The 16,173-nt window shown below is 66.9% G+C and carries 13 protein-coding genes; 6 read left to right on the top strand and 7 right to left on the bottom strand.

The genetic code is table 11. The features are described 5' to 3' along the window. Nucleotides 1-38 precede the first annotated feature (38 nt). The gene (locus CLM74_RS19790) at nt 39-2,144 is read right to left on the bottom strand and encodes a phosphoglycerol transferase I (RefSeq protein WP_100437014.1); all 2,106 of its coding nucleotides are present in this window, start codon (nt 2,142-2,144) and stop codon (nt 39-41) included. A 261-nt stretch (nt 2,145-2,405) separates the two neighbouring features. Continuing rightward, entirely contained in the window at nt 2,406-4,049 is a 1,644-nt protein-coding gene (locus tag CLM74_RS19785; RefSeq protein WP_223483053.1) for an AarF/UbiB family protein, read from the bottom strand. A 212-nt stretch (nt 4,050-4,261) separates the two neighbouring features. On the opposite strand from CLM74_RS19785, the gene CLM74_RS19780 reads away from it, so the two are divergent. Then, nucleotides 4,262-5,188 carry a DUF808 domain-containing protein gene (locus CLM74_RS19780; RefSeq protein WP_025874576.1) on the top strand — a complete coding sequence of 309 codons (927 nt, stop codon included), beginning with the start codon at nt 4,262-4,264 and terminating at the stop codon, nt 5,186-5,188. Nucleotides 5,189-5,623: 435 nt separating this feature from the next. Here the strand turns inward: CLM74_RS19780 and CLM74_RS19775 are convergent, their stop codons facing one another. Continuing rightward, nucleotides 5,624-7,162, bottom strand: coding sequence for a GGDEF domain-containing protein (locus CLM74_RS19775; protein WP_105164786.1), 1,539 nt, complete (start codon nt 7,160-7,162; stop codon nt 5,624-5,626). A 106-nt stretch (nt 7,163-7,268) separates the two neighbouring features. Between CLM74_RS19775 and CLM74_RS19770 the strand changes: the two genes are divergently transcribed. The 3 genes from CLM74_RS19770 to CLM74_RS19760 all read left to right on the top strand — a co-directional run bounded on the left by CLM74_RS19770 (nt 7,269) and on the right by CLM74_RS19760 (nt 9,211). Then, entirely contained in the window at nt 7,269-7,904 is a 636-nt protein-coding gene (locus tag CLM74_RS19770; protein WP_105164785.1) for an NAD-dependent epimerase/dehydratase family protein, read from the top strand. Then, a complete protein-coding gene (locus CLM74_RS19765) occupies nt 7,904-8,611 on the top strand; it encodes a YafY family protein (protein WP_088101778.1) in 708 nt (235 codons plus the stop codon). Before CLM74_RS19770 ends, CLM74_RS19765 begins: the two co-directional genes overlap by 1 nt. 213 nt (nt 8,612-8,824) lie before the next feature. After that, nucleotides 8,825-9,211 carry a VOC family protein gene (locus tag CLM74_RS19760; protein ID WP_105164784.1) on the top strand — a complete coding sequence of 129 codons (387 nt, stop codon included), beginning with the start codon at nt 8,825-8,827 and terminating at the stop codon, nt 9,209-9,211. 185 nt (nt 9,212-9,396) lie between these two features. On the opposite strand, the gene CLM74_RS19755 is transcribed toward CLM74_RS19760, so the two are convergent. From CLM74_RS19755 to pdhA, 4 genes are read right to left on the bottom strand one after another with little or no spacing between them, the layout of a single operon-like run. Beyond that, a complete protein-coding gene (locus CLM74_RS19755) occupies nt 9,397-10,791 on the bottom strand; it encodes a dihydrolipoamide acetyltransferase family protein (protein WP_099785666.1) in 1,395 nt (464 codons plus the stop codon). Beyond that, nucleotides 10,788-11,141, bottom strand: a complete 354-nt coding sequence (locus tag CLM74_RS19750; protein ID WP_025874583.1) for an SH3 domain-containing protein — start codon at nt 11,139-11,141, stop codon at nt 10,788-10,790. The genes CLM74_RS19755 and CLM74_RS19750 overlap by 4 nt, the downstream gene beginning before the upstream one ends. 1 nt (nt 11,142) lies before the next feature. After that, on the bottom strand, nt 11,143-12,210 hold the full coding sequence (locus CLM74_RS19745) for an alpha-ketoacid dehydrogenase subunit beta (RefSeq protein ID WP_025874584.1): 1,068 nt from the start codon (nt 12,208-12,210) through the stop codon (nt 11,143-11,145). After that, entirely contained in the window at nt 12,203-13,285 is a 1,083-nt protein-coding gene (gene pdhA, locus CLM74_RS19740; RefSeq protein WP_032976633.1) for a pyruvate dehydrogenase (acetyl-transferring) E1 component subunit alpha, read from the bottom strand. Before pdhA ends, CLM74_RS19745 begins: the two co-directional genes overlap by 8 nt. Nucleotides 13,286-13,610: 325 nt before the next feature. On the opposite strand from pdhA, the gene CLM74_RS19735 reads away from it, so the two are divergent. Together CLM74_RS19735 and CLM74_RS19730 are read left to right on the top strand one after the other, a co-directional pair. Continuing rightward, complete coding sequence (locus CLM74_RS19735) at nt 13,611-14,486, top strand: tryptophan 2,3-dioxygenase family protein (RefSeq protein ID WP_025874586.1); 876 nt, start codon at nt 13,611-13,613, stop codon at nt 14,484-14,486. Between the two features lie 179 nt (nt 14,487-14,665). Continuing rightward, the gene (locus CLM74_RS19730) at nt 14,666-16,165 is read left to right on the top strand and encodes an oligopeptide:H+ symporter (RefSeq protein WP_033832413.1); all 1,500 of its coding nucleotides are present in this window, start codon (nt 14,666-14,668) and stop codon (nt 16,163-16,165) included. The last annotated feature ends 8 nt before the right edge of the window (nt 16,166-16,173 follow it).

Raw genomic sequence — 16,173 nt, 5'->3', positions numbered from 1 at the left:
CTTCGGCAGGTGCAGGGCGCAGCCCTGCCGAACCCCCTTTACCCCCGCGGTCGGCCGCGCGAGGGCACCAATGCGAAGGTATCCACCGCCAGCTTCTCGGCATGGTTCAACCACGCGCGGATTTCCAGATCATCCACTTCGTGGTCGAGCCCGAACGCTACGTTGATCTTGCCGTCCGCATCGGGCTGCACCCACTGCTGGGCCAGCACCACCTTGCGCTGCGAGGACACCGCTTCGATCCAGAAACCGCGATCCGGGCGCGTGCTCGCCACCAGTTGCAGCATGTACTGGCCGGCGCGGGTACGGCGGCCCTTCTGCGTGATCATGTGTGCCTGGCGCACGCTGGGGCGGGGGCCCTGGAAGGCATCCAGTGGTGCATCCACGTCGATGCCGTTGCGCAGCTGGCCATCGCGGTACAGCTTGATGCCGTTATCGCGGTTCACCAGCAGCGCGCACCAGTCGCCGTCGGCCGAGCCATCCTCGAACGCGGTGCAGCGATCGACGTAGGCGAGCGTGTTGTCCGGGTCGGCATCGTCGAACTGGCGCGAGGTGTTTTCCAGGTACACCGATTTCAGGTCCCAGTCCTTGTCGTATTCCAGCAGCACCGGCGGCTGCACGTGCTGCAGGCCCACCACCACCTGGTCGTCGCCGTCGATCTTCAGCTGCCGCGTCGGCTCACCCAGCCACAGCGAGCGGGCGAAGGCCAGGTACTGCGGATAGTCGCGGCCGCCATCGCGGCGTGCCGCGGCGCTGGCACTTGGCGCGCGCTTGTCGTCCAGCAGCGACCGGCCAAAGCCCATCGTCTGCAGGTTCGGATCGAGCAGGCTGAGCAGGGTGGCCCCGGAATCCAGGGTCGAGCCGTCTTCAGCGGCCAGCTGGCGCGGGGCGACGCCATCACCGAGGAACAACAGCAGGTTCTCGCGCTTCTGCTTGGTCAGGATATGGCTGAGGTCATTGGGCATGGCCAGGTGATCGGAGGCGATCACGATCAACGTGTCCTTGCCGTACGGGCTGGCCTGGATGCGTTCGACCAGCTGCGAGATCAGGCGGTCGGTGCACTTGAGCGCATTGAGCATGCCGATGTTGCCGTACTGGCTCTGGTAGCGCTCGCCCTTGCAGGCCACCGGCAGGTGCCCGGCCGGGTGGTGCGTGTCCATGGTCAGCGTGGTCAGCATGAACGGCGCATCCTGTCGCGACAGCTGCTCGAAGCGCTGGTAGGCGGTGTCCAGCAGCACGTCGTCATGCACGCCCCACGCCGAGTAGTGGATGCGGCCGATCTTCTTCTGCTGCTTGAACCACGCCAGGTCATGCACTTCATCGAAGCCGTGGCTGGCCAGGAACTGGCCCTTGCCGGCGAACTGGCCGTTGGCACCACCCAGGTAATGGTTGGTGTAGCCCTGCTGCTTGAGGTAATCGCCCAGGCACACGGCCTTGGGCAGGAAGCTGCCCATGCGGTCCATGCTGTTCTCATCACCCTGCGAGGTGGTCAGCGGCACGCCGCACATCGACGACACCAGGCCGGCGATGGTCCAGCCACCGCCTTCGGCCGAGGCCAGCCCGCGCACATCCAGCGACCTGGCCGCCAGGCGGTTGAGATTGGGCATCAGGCCGGGAAACACGGCCTCATCCAGATAGGTGCGCTCCAGGCTCTCGCCGTAGATCCAGACGATGTTGCGTGGGCGCTGCAGGGCCTGCGTGGGCACCTGGTATTCGGGGGCGATACGGGCGAAATCCACCGGGCGCAGCTGCTGGTACAGGCGTTGGCCATCGCGGGCCAGTGGGCTGATCATGATCGTGGCCACCCACAGCGCGGCGAAACCGGCAAACCATGCACCACCGGCCGTGGGGCGGCGCCAACGCTTCACCCGCGTAGCGAACAGCGGCAGCAGCGACACGGCGGCCAGCACGATGAAGCCGGCGATATAGCCCTTGAAGTCGGCGACACCGGCGCCTTCCATGTCCGCACCCAGGTGGTACAGGGTGGCGGCGTTGAGTCCGTCGCCGGACAGCTTGTCGATCAGCCACCAGGCACTGAGCGCCAGCAGCAACAGCGAGAACAAGCCTGCTTTCCACCACACCCACTTTGCGGACGCGAGGAACAACCAGGACAGCAGCAACAGCGACAGCAGCAGAATCCAGAGCATAGGCAGCTTCGGCAGTGACGGGGTGGCGATGGACGTCGTACCGACGCGTGTCCATCCGACCGGCGCTGCTGCAAGCACATCTGCATGACAGGCCGATGACCCGATAGTGCATGCACGAACCTGACTGAAATGTTTGTTGAAATCGTGCGCGCGATATCACGCTGCGAACGTAAATCGAGCGTGAAAACTCACTCTCGATTGCATTAAAAAACTGCATGAATGCACTGTTTTCGCTGATCCACGTCGAGCGTGGATGCGACACTATCGATGCCCGCGTTCCTCGCGCGAACGCGCACGGCGATCGAACAACAATGCGCTGGTCACGATGCCCAGCCCAAGCACCACGCCGATCAGCAACAGCACCAGTGCGATGGCGGGATAGCCCAGCACATGCCAGCCGGTGTCGATCTTCATCATCATTGCCGCCGCCATGATCAACGCGGCGCTGATGATGCCGGCGGCTACGCGGTTGGCGATCTTCTGCAGGTTCTCCATCAGCCGCGATTCTTCCAGCCCGGTCACCTTCATCTGCAGGCGGTTCTCGGCCAGCAGCGCCATGATGTCCGACAGCTTGCGCGGCCCGTCGCGCAGCAGTTGCTGCAGCTCCATCGCCTCGCTGGCCAGGTTGGCGGCCGACAGCGATTTTTTCAGGCGCGCGCGCATCACGTGCTGCAGCTGGCGTTCGACGATGCGGCGCGTGTCCAGATCCGGTGCCAGCAGGCGGCATACGGTTTCCAGGTTGAGCAGCGCCTTGCCCAGCAGGCTCAGCTCCGGCGGCGTACGCAATCCGGACGAGGTGGCGATGCGCACCATGTCCAGCACCACGCGCCCTTCGGAGAAGTTCGCGCTGGCGGCATAGCGTGCGATCAGCTGGCCGGTCTCGCGCAGGTAGCGCTCCTCATCGAATGCCTCCAGCCGCGTGCTGATGCTGATCAGGTCGTCGGCCACTTCCTCGCCGCGGCCATCGACGGCGGCAAACAGGATCTTCAGCAGGCGCTCGCGCAGCCGCGGCGGCATGTGCGCGACCATGCCCAGGTCGAAGATGGCCAAGCGCCCATCAGGCATCACCCGCAGGTTGCCGGGATGCGGGTCGGCATGGATTTCGCCGTGCACGAAGATCTGGTCCAGATAGCCGCGGATCAGCGCCGCCGCCAGCGGGTCCATCGCCTGTTCGGTGCGGCGCACATCGGGAATGGCATCCACGCGCACGCCGGTCGCCAGTTCCATGGTCAGCACGCGATGGCTGCTGTAGTCCCACAGCGGCTGCGGAATCCACAGGCGCCGGAACGGTTTCAAATGCCGGCCGAAGCGCGACAGGTTCTCGGCCTCGGCGTGGTAGTCCAGCTCCTGCATCAGCGTCTTGGCGAATTCGTTGAGCCAGTCGCGCAGGCGCACGCGGCGACCGATCTGGGTCAGATGGTCGGCGGCCAGGGCGAAGCTGCGCAGCACTTCCAGATCCGAACGCAGCTGCGCGGCCACTTCGGGCTTCTGCACTTTCACCGCCACCTCGCGACCGTCGTGCAGCACCGCGCGGTGCACCTGGGCGATCGATGCGCAGCCCAGCGGTTGTGGGTCGAATGCGGCGAACAGCTTGTTCACCGGCGCCCCCAGCTCCTGCTCGACGATGGCGTGGATGCGTTCGACCGGAATCGGCGCCACCTTCTCCTGCATGCGCTCCAGCGCGGTGGCGAACTCCACCGGCACCATGTCCGGGCGGGTCGACAGCATCTGCCCGAGCTTGACGAAGGTGGGCCCCAGCGCTTCCAGGTCGCTGACGAACTGCTCCGGATTGCCGTCCGGTGGCACGTCGGTGTGGCTGCCGGCAGCGTCCAGGTTCATGCCGGAGAACACGCCGGAATGGCGGTAGCGCATCAGCAGGCGCAGGATCTGGCTGCGCCGGTTCATGCCCCGGATCAGCGGGGGATTGCCCGTGGCGGTGGACGGATTGCTCAAACGACACTCCTCGAAGACGACGACCCGGTGTCCGTGATCCCGCCGCCGGCGGGACCGGATTACGCTTCCAGTGTCCCTGCCGCCCGGTGGGCGCGCGGTGAACCCGCTACCGCAGGTGGCGCCTGATCGGTCAGAATCCGCTCATTCCCTTTACTGGATCCCCCATGGCCGGTGCCAGCCTGTTTGCCCTGCTTGACGATATCGCCTCCCTGCTCGACGACGTCTCGGTGCTGACCAAGGTCGCTGCCAAGAAGACCGCCGGCGTGCTGGGCGACGACCTGGCGCTGAACGCGCAGCAGGTAACCGGCGTCAACGCCAACCGTGAATTGCCGGTGGTGTGGGCGGTGGCCAAGGGCTCGCTGGTGAACAAGGTGATCCTGGTGCCGGCGGCGCTGGCGATCAGCGCGCTGGAAGCCTGGCTGCACAGCCGCGGCTGGAACGTGCCGCTGATCGTGCCGCTGATGATGATCGGCGGCGCCTTCCTGTGCTTCGAGGGCGTGGAGAAGCTGGCGCACCGGTTCCTGCATTCCGCCGATGAGGACGCCGAGCACCAGGCCGAGCGGCGCAAGGCGCTGGCCGATGCGCAGGTGGACATGGTCGCGTGGGAAAAGGACAAGGTGAAGGGCGCGATCCGCACCGACTTCATCCTCTCGGCCGAAATCATCGTGCTGTCGCTGGGCGTGGTTGCCACGGCGTCGTTCATCAACCAGGTCAGCACCCTGGTGGTGATCGCGCTGGCGATGACCGTGTTCGTCTACGGGCTGGTCGCCGGCATCGTCAAGCTGGACGACCTGGGCCTGTACCTGTCGCGCAAGGGCGCGGCGCTGGCGGCAGTCGGCCGTGGCCTGCTGGTGTCGGCACCGTGGCTGATGAAGTTCCTGTCGGTGGCCGGTACCGCAGCGATGTTCCTGGTTGGTGGCGGCATCCTGGTGCACAACGTGCCGGCGCTGCACCACGCGGTGCAGGCGCTGGGCGGTGAAGGCCAGTGGGGCTGGCTGGTCAACGCGCTGGGCAACATGGTGGTCGGCATCATCGCCGGTGCCATCGTGCTGGCGGCGGTGACCGGGTTCCAGAAGCTGCGCGGCAAGTAAGCGCCGGCCCGCTGCCCGGAAGAGGCCGACCTTGGTCGGCGGTTTGTTGTCCGCGCGTGCCAACCAAGGTTGGCACCTACCCAGCGGTTTCCGGCGCCTTGCCCTGTGGAGGCCGACCTTGGTCGGCGGTTTGTTGCCCGCGCGTGCCAACCAAGGTTGGCACCTACCCAGCGGTTTCCGGCGCCTTGCCCGGTAGAGGCCGACCTTGGTCGGCGGTTTGTTGCCCGCGCGTGCCAACCAAGGTTGGCGCCTACCCAGCGGTTTCCGGCGCCTTGCCCGGTAGAGGCCGACCTTGGTCGGCGGTTTGTTGTCCGCGCGTGCCAACCAAGGTTGGCACCTACCCAGCGGTTTCCGGTGCCTTGCCCGGTAGAGGCCGACCTTGGTCGGCGGTTTTGTTCCCGCAAGCACCAACCAAGGTTGGCACCTACCCGCGAGCTAGCCCGCGTGTACCCGGTTCTTGCCTTGGCGCTTGGCCGCGTACAGCGCGTCATCGGCGCGCCGCAGCAGCGTATCGGCATCGTCTCCCGGCTGCCATTGCGCCAGGCCCGCGCTGAAATGCACGGGGATGCGCCGCTCCTGCAGGGTCAGCACGCGATGCGCCAGTGAGCGCTGCAGCCGCTGCACCGTGGCCATGCTGTCCGCGCCGGGGGTTTCGGGAAGCACCAGCACGAACTCGTCGCCGCCCAGCCGGGCGATGCCATCAGTGGCACGCAGCAGCAGGCGGCACACCGCCACCAGGTGCTGCAGCAGCGCGTCGCCACCGGCATGGCCGTGTTCGTCGTTGGTCTGGTGGAAATCATCCAGGTCGAACACCGCCAGTCCGAGCGGCGAGTGGTTGCGTGCGGCGCGGGCCAGCTCGCGCTGCAGCAGTTCATCCAGGCCACGCCGGTTCAGGGCCTGGGTCAACGGATCGATACGCGCCAGATCGCCGGCCGCGCGCAGATCCTGTTCCAGCTGGTTGATGCGCTGTTCGGCGCGTTCCACTTCCTGCCGCGCGCTGGCCAGGTGATCGCGCGCCTGCGCCGCCTGCTGCTGCACTTTGCCGGTGTCCTGCATCACTTCCTGCAGCAGGTGGTTGAGGTCGGCGATGCTGCGCGCCTCGCGCAACTGCAGCGCGTAGCTGCCGATGCGGTCGTGGTATTCACCGGTGCTGGCAGCCATGCCATCCATGCGCTCGATGAACTCGCCCATCAAGCTACGCATGGCCGCTTTCGAATCGTCGATTCCCTGCCGCAGCAGGCCCTGCTTGTAGATCACCTCGCGCAGCTCGGCGCGGGTGCGCTCGACCGATTCGGCTTCCAGCGGCCCGGCCAGCAACTGGCGCACGGCCGCGATCTGGCCCTGCAGCCAACTGCGGTCATCCAGCAGCTCGCTGACGTTCTCCAGCAGCAGGGCGAACAACTCAAGCAACAACGCCTGCTGCTCCTGCCAGCTTTCGGCGCGCACACCGATCTGGTGGCCCAGCTCGCGCGCGCCCTGTTCGATCGGTTCCAGTGCCGCGCCCGGTTGCCATTGGCGCAGGCGTACGGCCAAGGCCTGCGCCTGCTCGCGCAGGTCGGGATCGTGCTGCAGCAGCGCAACCACCGCGCCGCCCAGCAGCAACCGCAGCTGCTCGGACAGGCGCAGGCTGTCGGGCTGCCCATCGGGCGAGTGCTGGTCGATGGTGCGGATGTATTTATCGATCAGCTGCCGCATCGCCCGGCCATAGCGCGGCCAATCGGCACTGGCCTGCGCCGATTGCAGGCGATCACCCATGTCGCCCAGCTCGCCCGGCAGGGTGGCCATGCCATTGGCGAAGGCGGCCAGCAGCGGCTCGGGGGCATCGGCCCCGGCAAACAGCTGCTGCAACGCCACGCTGCTACCGCCCTGCAGTACCACCCGATCGCCGCGCCCGTCATCGACCACCGCGCGTACGCGCGCAGGCGGCCCGATGGCGGTGCCGGGGGCAGGGCGGGGGTCGGGCTGGTCCGTCATGGAACGCATCCTGGGATGGCAGGGGGGCTGGTCACAGCATATCGGCGCAACCGGCGGTGGCTTGAACCGATAGGATGGTCGACAGGATGCCGCAGTGGAGGTGGGTATGCGTGTGATGTTGCTGGGGGCGACGGGACTGGTCGGAGGCCACGCCCTGTCGCAGCTGCTGGCCGACCCCCGCTGCAGCGCCGTGGTCGCGCCCAGCCGTCGCCCGCTGGCTGCGCCGCACGGGAAACTGCACAACCCGGTGCTCGACTTCGCCCGGCTGCCCGATGCGCCGGACTGGGCCCGGGTGGACGCGGTGATCTGCGCCCTGGGCAGCACCATCGCCCAGGCCGGCAGCCGCGAGGCGTTCCATCGCATCGACCACGATTACCCGCTGGCCTTCGCCCGCCTGGCCCTTGCGCAGGGGGCCCAGGCCTTCGCGCTGAACTCGGCCGCAGGCGCCAACCCGCGTTCGTCGATCTTCTACAGCCGGGTCAAAGGCGAGCTGGAGCGCGACCTGCGCGCGCTGGGTTTCCCGTCGCTGACGCTGGTGCGGCCGGGGCTGATCGGCGGTGAGCGGCAGGAGGTCCGCCGTGGCGAACACTTCGCGCTGCAGGTGCTGGGTGTGCTGGGGCCGGTATTGCCACGTGCGTGGCGGATCAATCCGGCACCGGAGATTGCCCACGCGCTGGTGGATGCGGCGCTGGCGGCAAAGCCGGGCGAGCGCGTGGTGCCGTCGCGCGATCTGGTCGGCTGATGTCCCGCGCGCTGCGCCTGAACCAGCTGCTGCAGGTGCTGCGCCGCCACCGCCGGCCGGTGGCCGGGCAGGCGCTGGCCGAAGAACTGGGCATCAGCCTGCGTACGCTGTACCGCGATATTGAAACGCTGCGCGAGCAGGGCGCCGATCTGCGCGGGGAAGCCGGTGTCGGCTACCAGCTGGAACCGGGCGATGTGCTGCCGCCGCTGACCTTGCCACCGGCCGAGATCGACGCGCTGGTGCTGGGCCTGCGCTGGGTGGCGGCACGCACCGAGCCGGCCTTGGCCGAGGCTGCACGTGATGCCCTGGCGCGGATCGCGCACGTGCTGCCGGCGGCGCGACGCGATGCGCTGCGTGACAGCGGCCTGCGGGTGGGGCCATCGCGAACGACGGCCAAGGTACCCCCGGCGCGGCTGCAGGCCGTACGCGAAGCGGTGGGCACGCAGCAGCGGCTGCAGTTCGCCTATGAAGATGCGCAGGGCCGGCGTACCGAGCGCGTGGTCTGGCCGTTCGCACTGGGGTACTTCGATGAAGTGCCGATGCTGGCGGCGTGGTGCGAGGGCCGCGAGGACTTCCGTCATTTCCGCCTGGATCGCATTCGCCATGCTCGTGCGTTGGAAGAGCACTACCTGGTGCCACGCGCGACCTTGTTGCGGCGCTGGCAGAAGGCGCAGGGCATCGCTCCGGATTGGCTGGACCGTTCGTGACGAGGTCGAGCTTGCTCGACCGCTTCTGGTCGTTGCTCTGGCTTTGGTAGATGTCGAGCTTGCTCGACGCTCTCGCTCTTCGCGGAGAGCAGTCGAGCAAGCTCGACATCTACCAAAGCCAGAGCAAAGGCAGTCGAGCCTGCTCGACGCTGCTGACAGGATCTGTCAGCAGGGCAGGGCCACCATGACCGCTCCCAACCACGGAGCTTTCCCATGTTCAAGCCAAGCACCCTGCTGCAGTACGTGCGCGACGTTGCCACCAGTGCCACCTTCTACAGCGGCATCCTCGGCACGGCACCGGTCGAACAGTCACCCGGCTTTGCCCTGTTCCTGCTCGGCGATGGCGCCGCACTCGGCCTGTGGCAGCGCGATGACGTGCAGCCGCCGGTGGATGCGCAGGCCGGCGCCGCTGAACTGGCGATGGTGGTGGCCAACCCCAACGCTGTGCAGCAGACGCATGATGCGTGGGTCGCACTCAGTGTGCAGATCCTGCAGGCACCGGTAACGCTGGAATTCGGCCACACCTTCGTCGGCGCCGATCCTGATGGGCACCGCCTGCGTGTCTACAGCCGCGCCGAGGGCATGGTCGCGCGCGATTGATCCAGGAATTTCGTATAGCAGAGCCCAAGCTCGGCTTGTTTCATGCCTTCATCCACGCATGGCGTGGATCTACTGAAAAGCAGCCGAGCATGGCTGGGCGACATAGTGGAGCAGGCACAAAAAAACGCCGGGCAATGCCCGGCGTCTTTTCAACTCATGTGCCAACCAAGGTTGGCACCTACCGATCAGCTGGCCAGCGCCAGATCGTCCATCATCGCGCGCAGGAAGCGGGCCGCTTCACCGCCGGTGGCGGCGCGGTGGTCGAAGGTCACCGACAGCGGAATGACCTTGTGCGCTTCCACGCCGCCCATCACCGGGGTCATCTGGTGGCGGGCACGGCCGGCACCGACGATGGCCACGCACGGCGGCACCACGACCGGGGTCGCGTAGCGGCCGGCGAACATGCCGAAGTTGGACAGCGAGATGGTGTAGCCGCTCAATTCCGAGGCCGCGATTGAACGCGCTTCCACCTGCTCGCGCAGACGGTTCACGCCTTCACGGATGCCACGCGCGTCGAGCATGTCGGCGTTGCGCAGGGCCGGCACGAACAGGCCGTCGTCGGTATCCACGGCGATGCCGATGTCCACCTGCGCGTGCAGGGTGCGGGTCAGCGCTTCACCGTCGAACCAGGCGTTCATCGCCGGCACCTTCTGCGCGGCGACCACGATCGAGCGCACCAGGCGCGCGGTGACGTCGTTGCCCGGCAACCAGGCGTGGATGTCGGCGTCGTCGTTCAGCGTGGTCGGCACGACCTTGCTGTGCGCATCGGCCATGACGCGGGCCATGTTGCGGCGCACGCCCTTCAGCGGTTCCGGCTGGCCCTTGGCGACCACGCCCGGCGGCTGGGTGCGCATCGGCTTGCCGGCAGCAGACAGCGGGGTGCGTGCGTCGGACTGTACCGGTGCGGCCACCTGGGCCGGCGCCGGTGCGGCGGCAGCCGGTGCAGCAACCGCTGCCGGAGCCGCGCCGATCTTCGCGCTGCCGTCGGCTGCGGCCTGCTTGACGTCGGCCATGGTCACCGCGCCATCGGCGCCGGTGGCACGTACGCGGCTCAGGTCCACGCCCAGCTTGCGCGCGGTGGCCCGCACCGCCGGCACGGCCTTGACGCCGCCCACGGCCAGCGCCTGTTCGGCATGCACAGCGTTGGAGCTCTGCATCGCGCCGACCACGGTGCCGGCGTCATCACGCTCGGCGGCAGCAGGCTTGGCTTCTTCTGCAGCTACCGGGGCGGCTGCGGTGGGAAGCGGCGGCGGCGTCGGAGCTGCGGCGGCAGCCGGAGCGGCATGGCCGTGGCTGTGGCCGGTGTCCTGGCCGTCAGCACGCTGCGGCAGGTTCGGGTCCAGCGCGAAGCTGGCCAGCACCGCGCCGGTCGGGATGATGTCGCCGGCAGCGCCGGACAGCTTCAGCACCGTGCCGGAGAACGGCGAGGGCACTTCGACGACGGCCTTGGCGGTCTCCATCGAGACCAGCGGCTCGTCCAGCTTGATCACATCGCCTTCCTTGACGAACCACTCGACGATGGTCGCGTCCGGCAGGCCTTCGCCCAGGTCGGGCAGGTTGAAGTTCTTGGTCTGGCTCATTTGCAGTTCTCTTCCAGCAGTTCCAGTTCGCGGGCAGGCAACCAGCCCGTCGCGCCATTGGCGCGCTCGGACCACCACCACCCGCCGTGTTCGTGATGAAGCTTGACCATCTCGCCGTTCTCCACATCCAGCTCGCGGGCGTCGTAGTCGCGCAGGGCTTCCGCGCGACCATCGTCCAACAGCTGCAACCACGCTACCGGTGCCCATCCGGCGCGCCCATCGCTGGTGCGCACCCAGGCAAACGCCGGCCATTCCTCGTCACGTACACCTACTTCGACGATCTGGCCGGTGCGGAACCGGAGCGGGTTGGGATACTGGCTGCGGTAAGCCCCGAGAAGGCGGGCCCGCATGTCAGCCTGCCGCCACCGCGCGCTTGGCCGCCGCCACGATCCGCTCCACGCTCGGCAGATACTTCATCTCCAGGCGGAACAGCGGAATGTGGGTGTCGTAACCGGTGACGCGCTCGACCGGAGCCAGCAGGTCGTAGATCGATTCCTCGGCCAGGCGTGCGGCGATTTCCGCGCCGAAGCCCGCGGTCTTCGGGGCCTCCTGCACGATCACGCAGCGGCCGGTTTTGGCCACCGACTCGGCGATGGTGGCAAAGTCCAGCGGACGCAGCGTAGCCACGTCGATGACTTCGGCACTGATGCCTTCGCCGGCCAGCTTGTCGGCCGCTTCCAGCGCTTCCTTCACCTGCGCACCCCAGGTCACCAGGGTCACGTCGGTGCCATCGCGCAGCACGAAGCACACGTCCAGCGGCAGGGCTTCGCCGTCGTTGACGACCACTTCCTTGTACTGGCGGTAGATGCGCTTGGGTTCCATGTAGATCACCGGATCCGGCTCGCGGATCGCGGCCAGCAGCAGGCCATAGGCGCGCTGCGGCGAGGACGGCAGCACCACGCGCAGTCCCGGCACGTTGGTGAAGATCGCTTCGTTGGCCTCGCTGTGGTGCTCCGGCGCACGGATGCCGCCACCCCACGGCACGCGCAGCACCATCGGGCAGTGCAGGCGGCCACGGGTGCGGTAACGCAGGCGCGCGGCGTGGCAGATGATGTGGTCGACCATCGGGTACATGAAGCCATCGAACTGCGCTTCGGCCACCGGCTTCATGCCCTGTGCGGCCAGGCCGATGGTGAGGCCGGCGATGGTGGTTTCATCCAGCGGGGTGTCGAGGATGCGGTCGGCGCCGAAGCGCTGCTGCAGGCCGGCGGTGGCGCGGAACACGCCGCCGTTGACGCCCACGTCTTCGCCCAGCACCAGCACCGACTTGTCGTGCTCCAGCTCCCAGGCCAGCGCCTGGGTGATGGCTTCGATGAGGGTGATCGGGGTGTCGGTCATGTTCTGTTCTCCGCGCGCGACGGCAGCGCTGTCGGCGGCGTTGGTATGCGCGCTGGACGCGCCGTTCTTGATCTCATCCATGGCGCTGCTCCAGGGCGATCGCCTGGGCACGCTGGGCCAGCAGGTCCTGCGGCGGGTCGGCATAGAGGAAATCGAACATCGCCTCGACCGGCTGCACCGGCGTGTTGAGGTACAGGTTCACTTCCTCGTCCACGCGCTTGCCGCATTCGGCGGTCCAGGCAGCTTCTTCTTCCTCGCTCCAGACACCGGCGTTGGTCAGGTACTTGCGCAGGCGCAGCATCGGCTCGCGCTGCCAGGCATCCTTCACTTCGGCGTCGTCGCGGTAGCGGCGCGCGTCATCGGCGGTGGTGTGGTCGGACAGGCGGTAGGTCATCAGTTCCAGCACGGTGCCGCCGTCGCCGGCCAGCGCACGCTCGCGCGCCTGCAGCATGGCGGCCATCACCGCGATCAGGTCGTTGCCGTCCACCTGCAGGCAGTGCAGGCCGCCGGCCAGGCCCTTCTGTGCCAGCGTCTCGGCACCGGTCTGCGCCGAACGCGGGACCGAGATGGCCCAGCCGTTGTTGACGATGCACAGGATCAGCGGCAGCTTGTAGGCACCGGCCGAATTCAGGGCCGCGTAGAAGTCGGTCTTGGAACTGCCACCGTCGCCGCATACGGCCACCGCGATCTGCGGTTCCTTGTTGAGCTTGAACTTCAGCGCAGCGCCTGCGGCGTGCAGGCACTGGGTGGAAATCGGCACGCAGAACGGGAAGTCCTTGGCGGCATTGCCACCGTAGTCGTTGCCGCGCTCGTCGCCGCCCCAGTACATCAGCACGTCGTGCGGGCGCACGCCACGCATGAACATCGCGCCGTACTCGCGGTAGGACGGTGCGAACACGTCGTCCTTCTGCATCGAGGCGCCGATGCCCACATGCGCGGCTTCGTGGCCGAGGCATGCGGCGTATGTGCCCAGCTTGCCGGTGCGCTGCAGCGCGATCGACTTGCCGTCGAACACGCGCACGAACAGCATCTGCTTGAACATCGGCAGCAACGCGCGTGGGTCGCGCAGGGCTTCGGGCAGGTCATCGCGGACGAGCGTGCCGTCCGTGTCCAGATACTGCAGGTATTCGATCTTGAACTCAGCGGCAACCGTCATTGCGTACTGCACCTTCGACAGAGAAGTTACAAATGATATGAATCGCCATGTTAAGGAATGCGTACGAAAAAGCCGTCCTGCGGCGCAGCACGGCCCACCGGCCTTTGTACCCCCTTCCGGGCGCATGATGCCAATAACTTCAACGTATTCAGCCATTGCTGCAAAGCATCACAAGCGACGCTGGGCTGAGCGCCAGTAGAACGGCGCAAACGGTTCCACGCGCAACCACCGTTCCACAGGCCTACCGCACGCCCCGGTACGGTCATCGCGGCTGCCAGCGCGGCGGCAACGCGCTACCCTTGCCGCCCCCGATCTGGTCCCGCCCATGTCCGTCGACAACAACCAACGCGATCTCGAAGCCGGTATCCACACCGATCTGCAGGGGCGGCTGACCTACGGCGGCTACCTGCGGCTGGACCAGCTGCTCAGCGCGCAGCAGCCGCTGTCCAACCCGCCGCATCACGACGAGATGCTCTTCATCATCCAGCACCAGACCTCCGAGCTGTGGTTGAAGCTGCTGGGCCACGAGCTGGGTGCGGCGATCGGCTTCCTGCAGCGCGATGAGGTCTGGCAGTGCCGCAAGGTGCTGGCGCGCAGCAAGCAGGTGCTGCGCCAGCTGACCGAGCAGTGGTCGGTGCTGGAAACGCTCACCCCGTCCGAGTACATGGGCTTCCGCGACGTGCTGGGTCCGTCCTCGGGCTTCCAGTCGCTGCAGTACCGCTACATCGAGTTCCTGCTGGGCAACAAGAACGCGCAGATGCTGCAGGTGTTCGAGCACGACACGGCCGGGCAGGCGCAGCTGCGCACCGTGCTGGAGGCGCCGAGCCTGTACGAGGAATTCCTGAAGTACCTGGCCCGCTTCGGCCACGCCGTGCCGGCGGTGTACGAGGCGCACGACTGGACCCAGCCACACGTGGCCGACGACAGCCTGCAGCCGGTCTTCGAACGCATCTACCAGGACACCGACCGCTACTGGCGCGAGTACGCGCTGTGCGAGGACCTGGTGGACCTGGAAACGGCCTTCCAGCTGTGGCGGTTCCGCCACATGCGCACGGTGATGCGGGTGATCGGCTTCAAGCGCGGCACCGGCGGCTCGTCCGGCGTGGGCTTCCTGGCCAAGGCGCTGGAACTGACCTTCTTCCCTGAATTGTTCCAGGTACGCACCACCCTGCAGGCCGCGCCCCCGCCGGATCTGGCCTGATCCCCATTCAGCTTGGCCGCCCGCGGCTGGCTGGATCGTTTCAGATGCAAGTTCAGCGAGCAGGCTGCGACCTGCCTCAAACGGCGTGTATTTGACGTGAACGCCAGAAGTCGGTGATCCTCGCGCGTTGCTTCACCGCACATCGGACGTGCCTCCATCCACCGAACCAGGAATTCCGCATGAGCGTAAACGCCACTGCGAACACCCCAGAGCCGGCGCTGCCGGACTTCAACACCACGATGGGCCATCCGCGCCCGTTGTGGATGCTGTTCATGACCGAGTTCTGGGAGCGCTTTGCGTTCTACGGCATCCGCTGGGCGTTGGTGCTGTACATCGTTGCCCAGTTCTACAACGGCAATGCCGCCGGTGAAGGCGACGCCAGCCGCATCTACGGCGCCTACCTGGCGCTGGTGTACGCCGCAGCGATCTTCGGCGGTTACGTGGCCGACCGCGTGCTGGGGTACCAGCGATCGATCCTGACCGGCGCGATCATCATGGCCGTCGGCCTGTTCATGATCTCGCTGCCGCAGGAGCACATCTTCAAGCTCGGCCTGGCCACGATCATCGTCGGCAACGGTCTGTTCAAGCCCAACATCTCGACCATGGTCGGCAAGCTGTACGGCCTGAAGGACGAACGCCGCGACTCGGGCTTCACCATCTTCTACATGGGCATCAACATCGGCGCGATGATCGCCCCGGTGCTGACCGAGTACCTGGCCCGCAAGGTCTTCGGCACCTCGGAAATGCCGTCCTACAAGGTCGTGTTCATCGCTTCCGGCGTGGGCATGCTGATCTCGCTGGTGTGGTTCTACATCGGTCGTGCCGGCCTGAAGGGCATCGGCGCACCGCCGGCCGGTGCCGAAGGCTTCGGCCGCATCGTCATGGTGCTGGTCGGTTCGCTGTTCGCCATTCCGGTGGCCTACTTCCTGCTCGCCACCGGCGCCACCGCGTTGGCCTGGATCCTCGGCGTGATGTTTGCCGCGCTGGCCGTGCTGCTGCTGGTGGAAGGCATCCGCGAGGGCAAGGTGCAGCGCGACCGCGTGATCGCCATGCTGATCATCTTCGCCTTCAACGTCATGTTCTGGATGTTCTTCGAACAGGCCGGCAGCTCCTTCACCTTCCTGGCCGAGAACATCGTCAACCGCCAGCTGGGTGATTGGACCTTCCCGACCGCGTGGTTCCAGTCGGTCAACTCGGTGGCGATCATCACCCTGGCGCCGATCATCGCCTGGATCTGGGTGGCCCTGGGCCGCGCCAATCCATCCATCCCGCGCAAGTTCGGCCTCGGCCTGCTGTTCAACGGCGCAGCCTTCGCCCTGCTGATGTTCGCCCTGTCGACCATGGTCGTGGACGGCAAGATCCCGTTCTGGACCCTGTTCATGGTCTACGTCATCCAGTCCGTCGGTGAGCTGTGCCTGTCGCCGATCGGCCTGTCGATGGTGACCAAGCTGGCCCCGGTGCGCCTGGTCGGTTTCGGCATGGGTGGCTGGTTCCTGTCCACCGGCATCGGCAACAACCTGTCGGGCATCTTTGCCGGTGCGGTCAGCGGTGAAGGCGGCATGACGGTCGAATCGGCCCTGAAGGGGTATACCTTCGGGTTCTGGGCCTTGATCGGTTCGGGTGTGGTCCTGTTCCTGGTCGCGCCGCTGATCAACAAGCTGATGCATGGCGTGAAGTAATGAGAGGG

It is taken from the genome of Stenotrophomonas sp. MYb57 (genome assembly GCF_002966815.1).
GTDB classification, from domain to species: Bacteria; Pseudomonadota; Gammaproteobacteria; order Xanthomonadales; family Xanthomonadaceae; genus Stenotrophomonas; species Stenotrophomonas indicatrix.
This window is presented reverse-complemented; position numbering and strand designations above follow the sequence as displayed.

Bases quoted from the DNA above. Each gene is read 5' to 3' on its own strand.
- CLM74_RS19790 (WP_100437014.1), bottom strand. From the start codon at position 2,144: ATGCTCTGGATTCTGCTGCTGTCGCTGTTGCTGCTGTCCTGGTTGTTC.
- CLM74_RS19785 (WP_223483053.1), bottom strand. From the start codon at position 4,049: ATGAACCGGCGCAGCCAGATCCTGCGCCTGCTGATGCGCTACCGCCAT.
- CLM74_RS19780 (WP_025874576.1), top strand. From the start codon at position 4,262: ATGGCCGGTGCCAGCCTGTTTGCCCTGCTTGACGATATCGCCTCCCTG.
- CLM74_RS19775 (WP_105164786.1), bottom strand. From the start codon at position 7,162: ATGACGGACCAGCCCGACCCCCGCCCTGCCCCCGGCACCGCCATCGGG.
- CLM74_RS19770 (WP_105164785.1), top strand. From the start codon at position 7,269: ATGCGTGTGATGTTGCTGGGGGCGACGGGACTGGTCGGAGGCCACGCC.
- CLM74_RS19765 (WP_088101778.1), top strand. From the start codon at position 7,904: ATGTCCCGCGCGCTGCGCCTGAACCAGCTGCTGCAGGTGCTGCGCCGC.
- CLM74_RS19760 (WP_105164784.1), top strand. From the start codon at position 8,825: ATGTTCAAGCCAAGCACCCTGCTGCAGTACGTGCGCGACGTTGCCACC.
- CLM74_RS19755 (WP_099785666.1), bottom strand. From the start codon at position 10,791: ATGAGCCAGACCAAGAACTTCAACCTGCCCGACCTGGGCGAAGGCCTG.
- CLM74_RS19750 (WP_025874583.1), bottom strand. From the start codon at position 11,141: ATGCGGGCCCGCCTTCTCGGGGCTTACCGCAGCCAGTATCCCAACCCG.
- CLM74_RS19745 (WP_025874584.1), bottom strand. From the start codon at position 12,210: ATGGATGAGATCAAGAACGGCGCGTCCAGCGCGCATACCAACGCCGCC.
- pdhA (WP_032976633.1), bottom strand. From the start codon at position 13,285: ATGACGGTTGCCGCTGAGTTCAAGATCGAATACCTGCAGTATCTGGAC.
- CLM74_RS19735 (WP_025874586.1), top strand. From the start codon at position 13,611: ATGTCCGTCGACAACAACCAACGCGATCTCGAAGCCGGTATCCACACC.
- CLM74_RS19730 (WP_033832413.1), top strand. From the start codon at position 14,666: ATGAGCGTAAACGCCACTGCGAACACCCCAGAGCCGGCGCTGCCGGAC.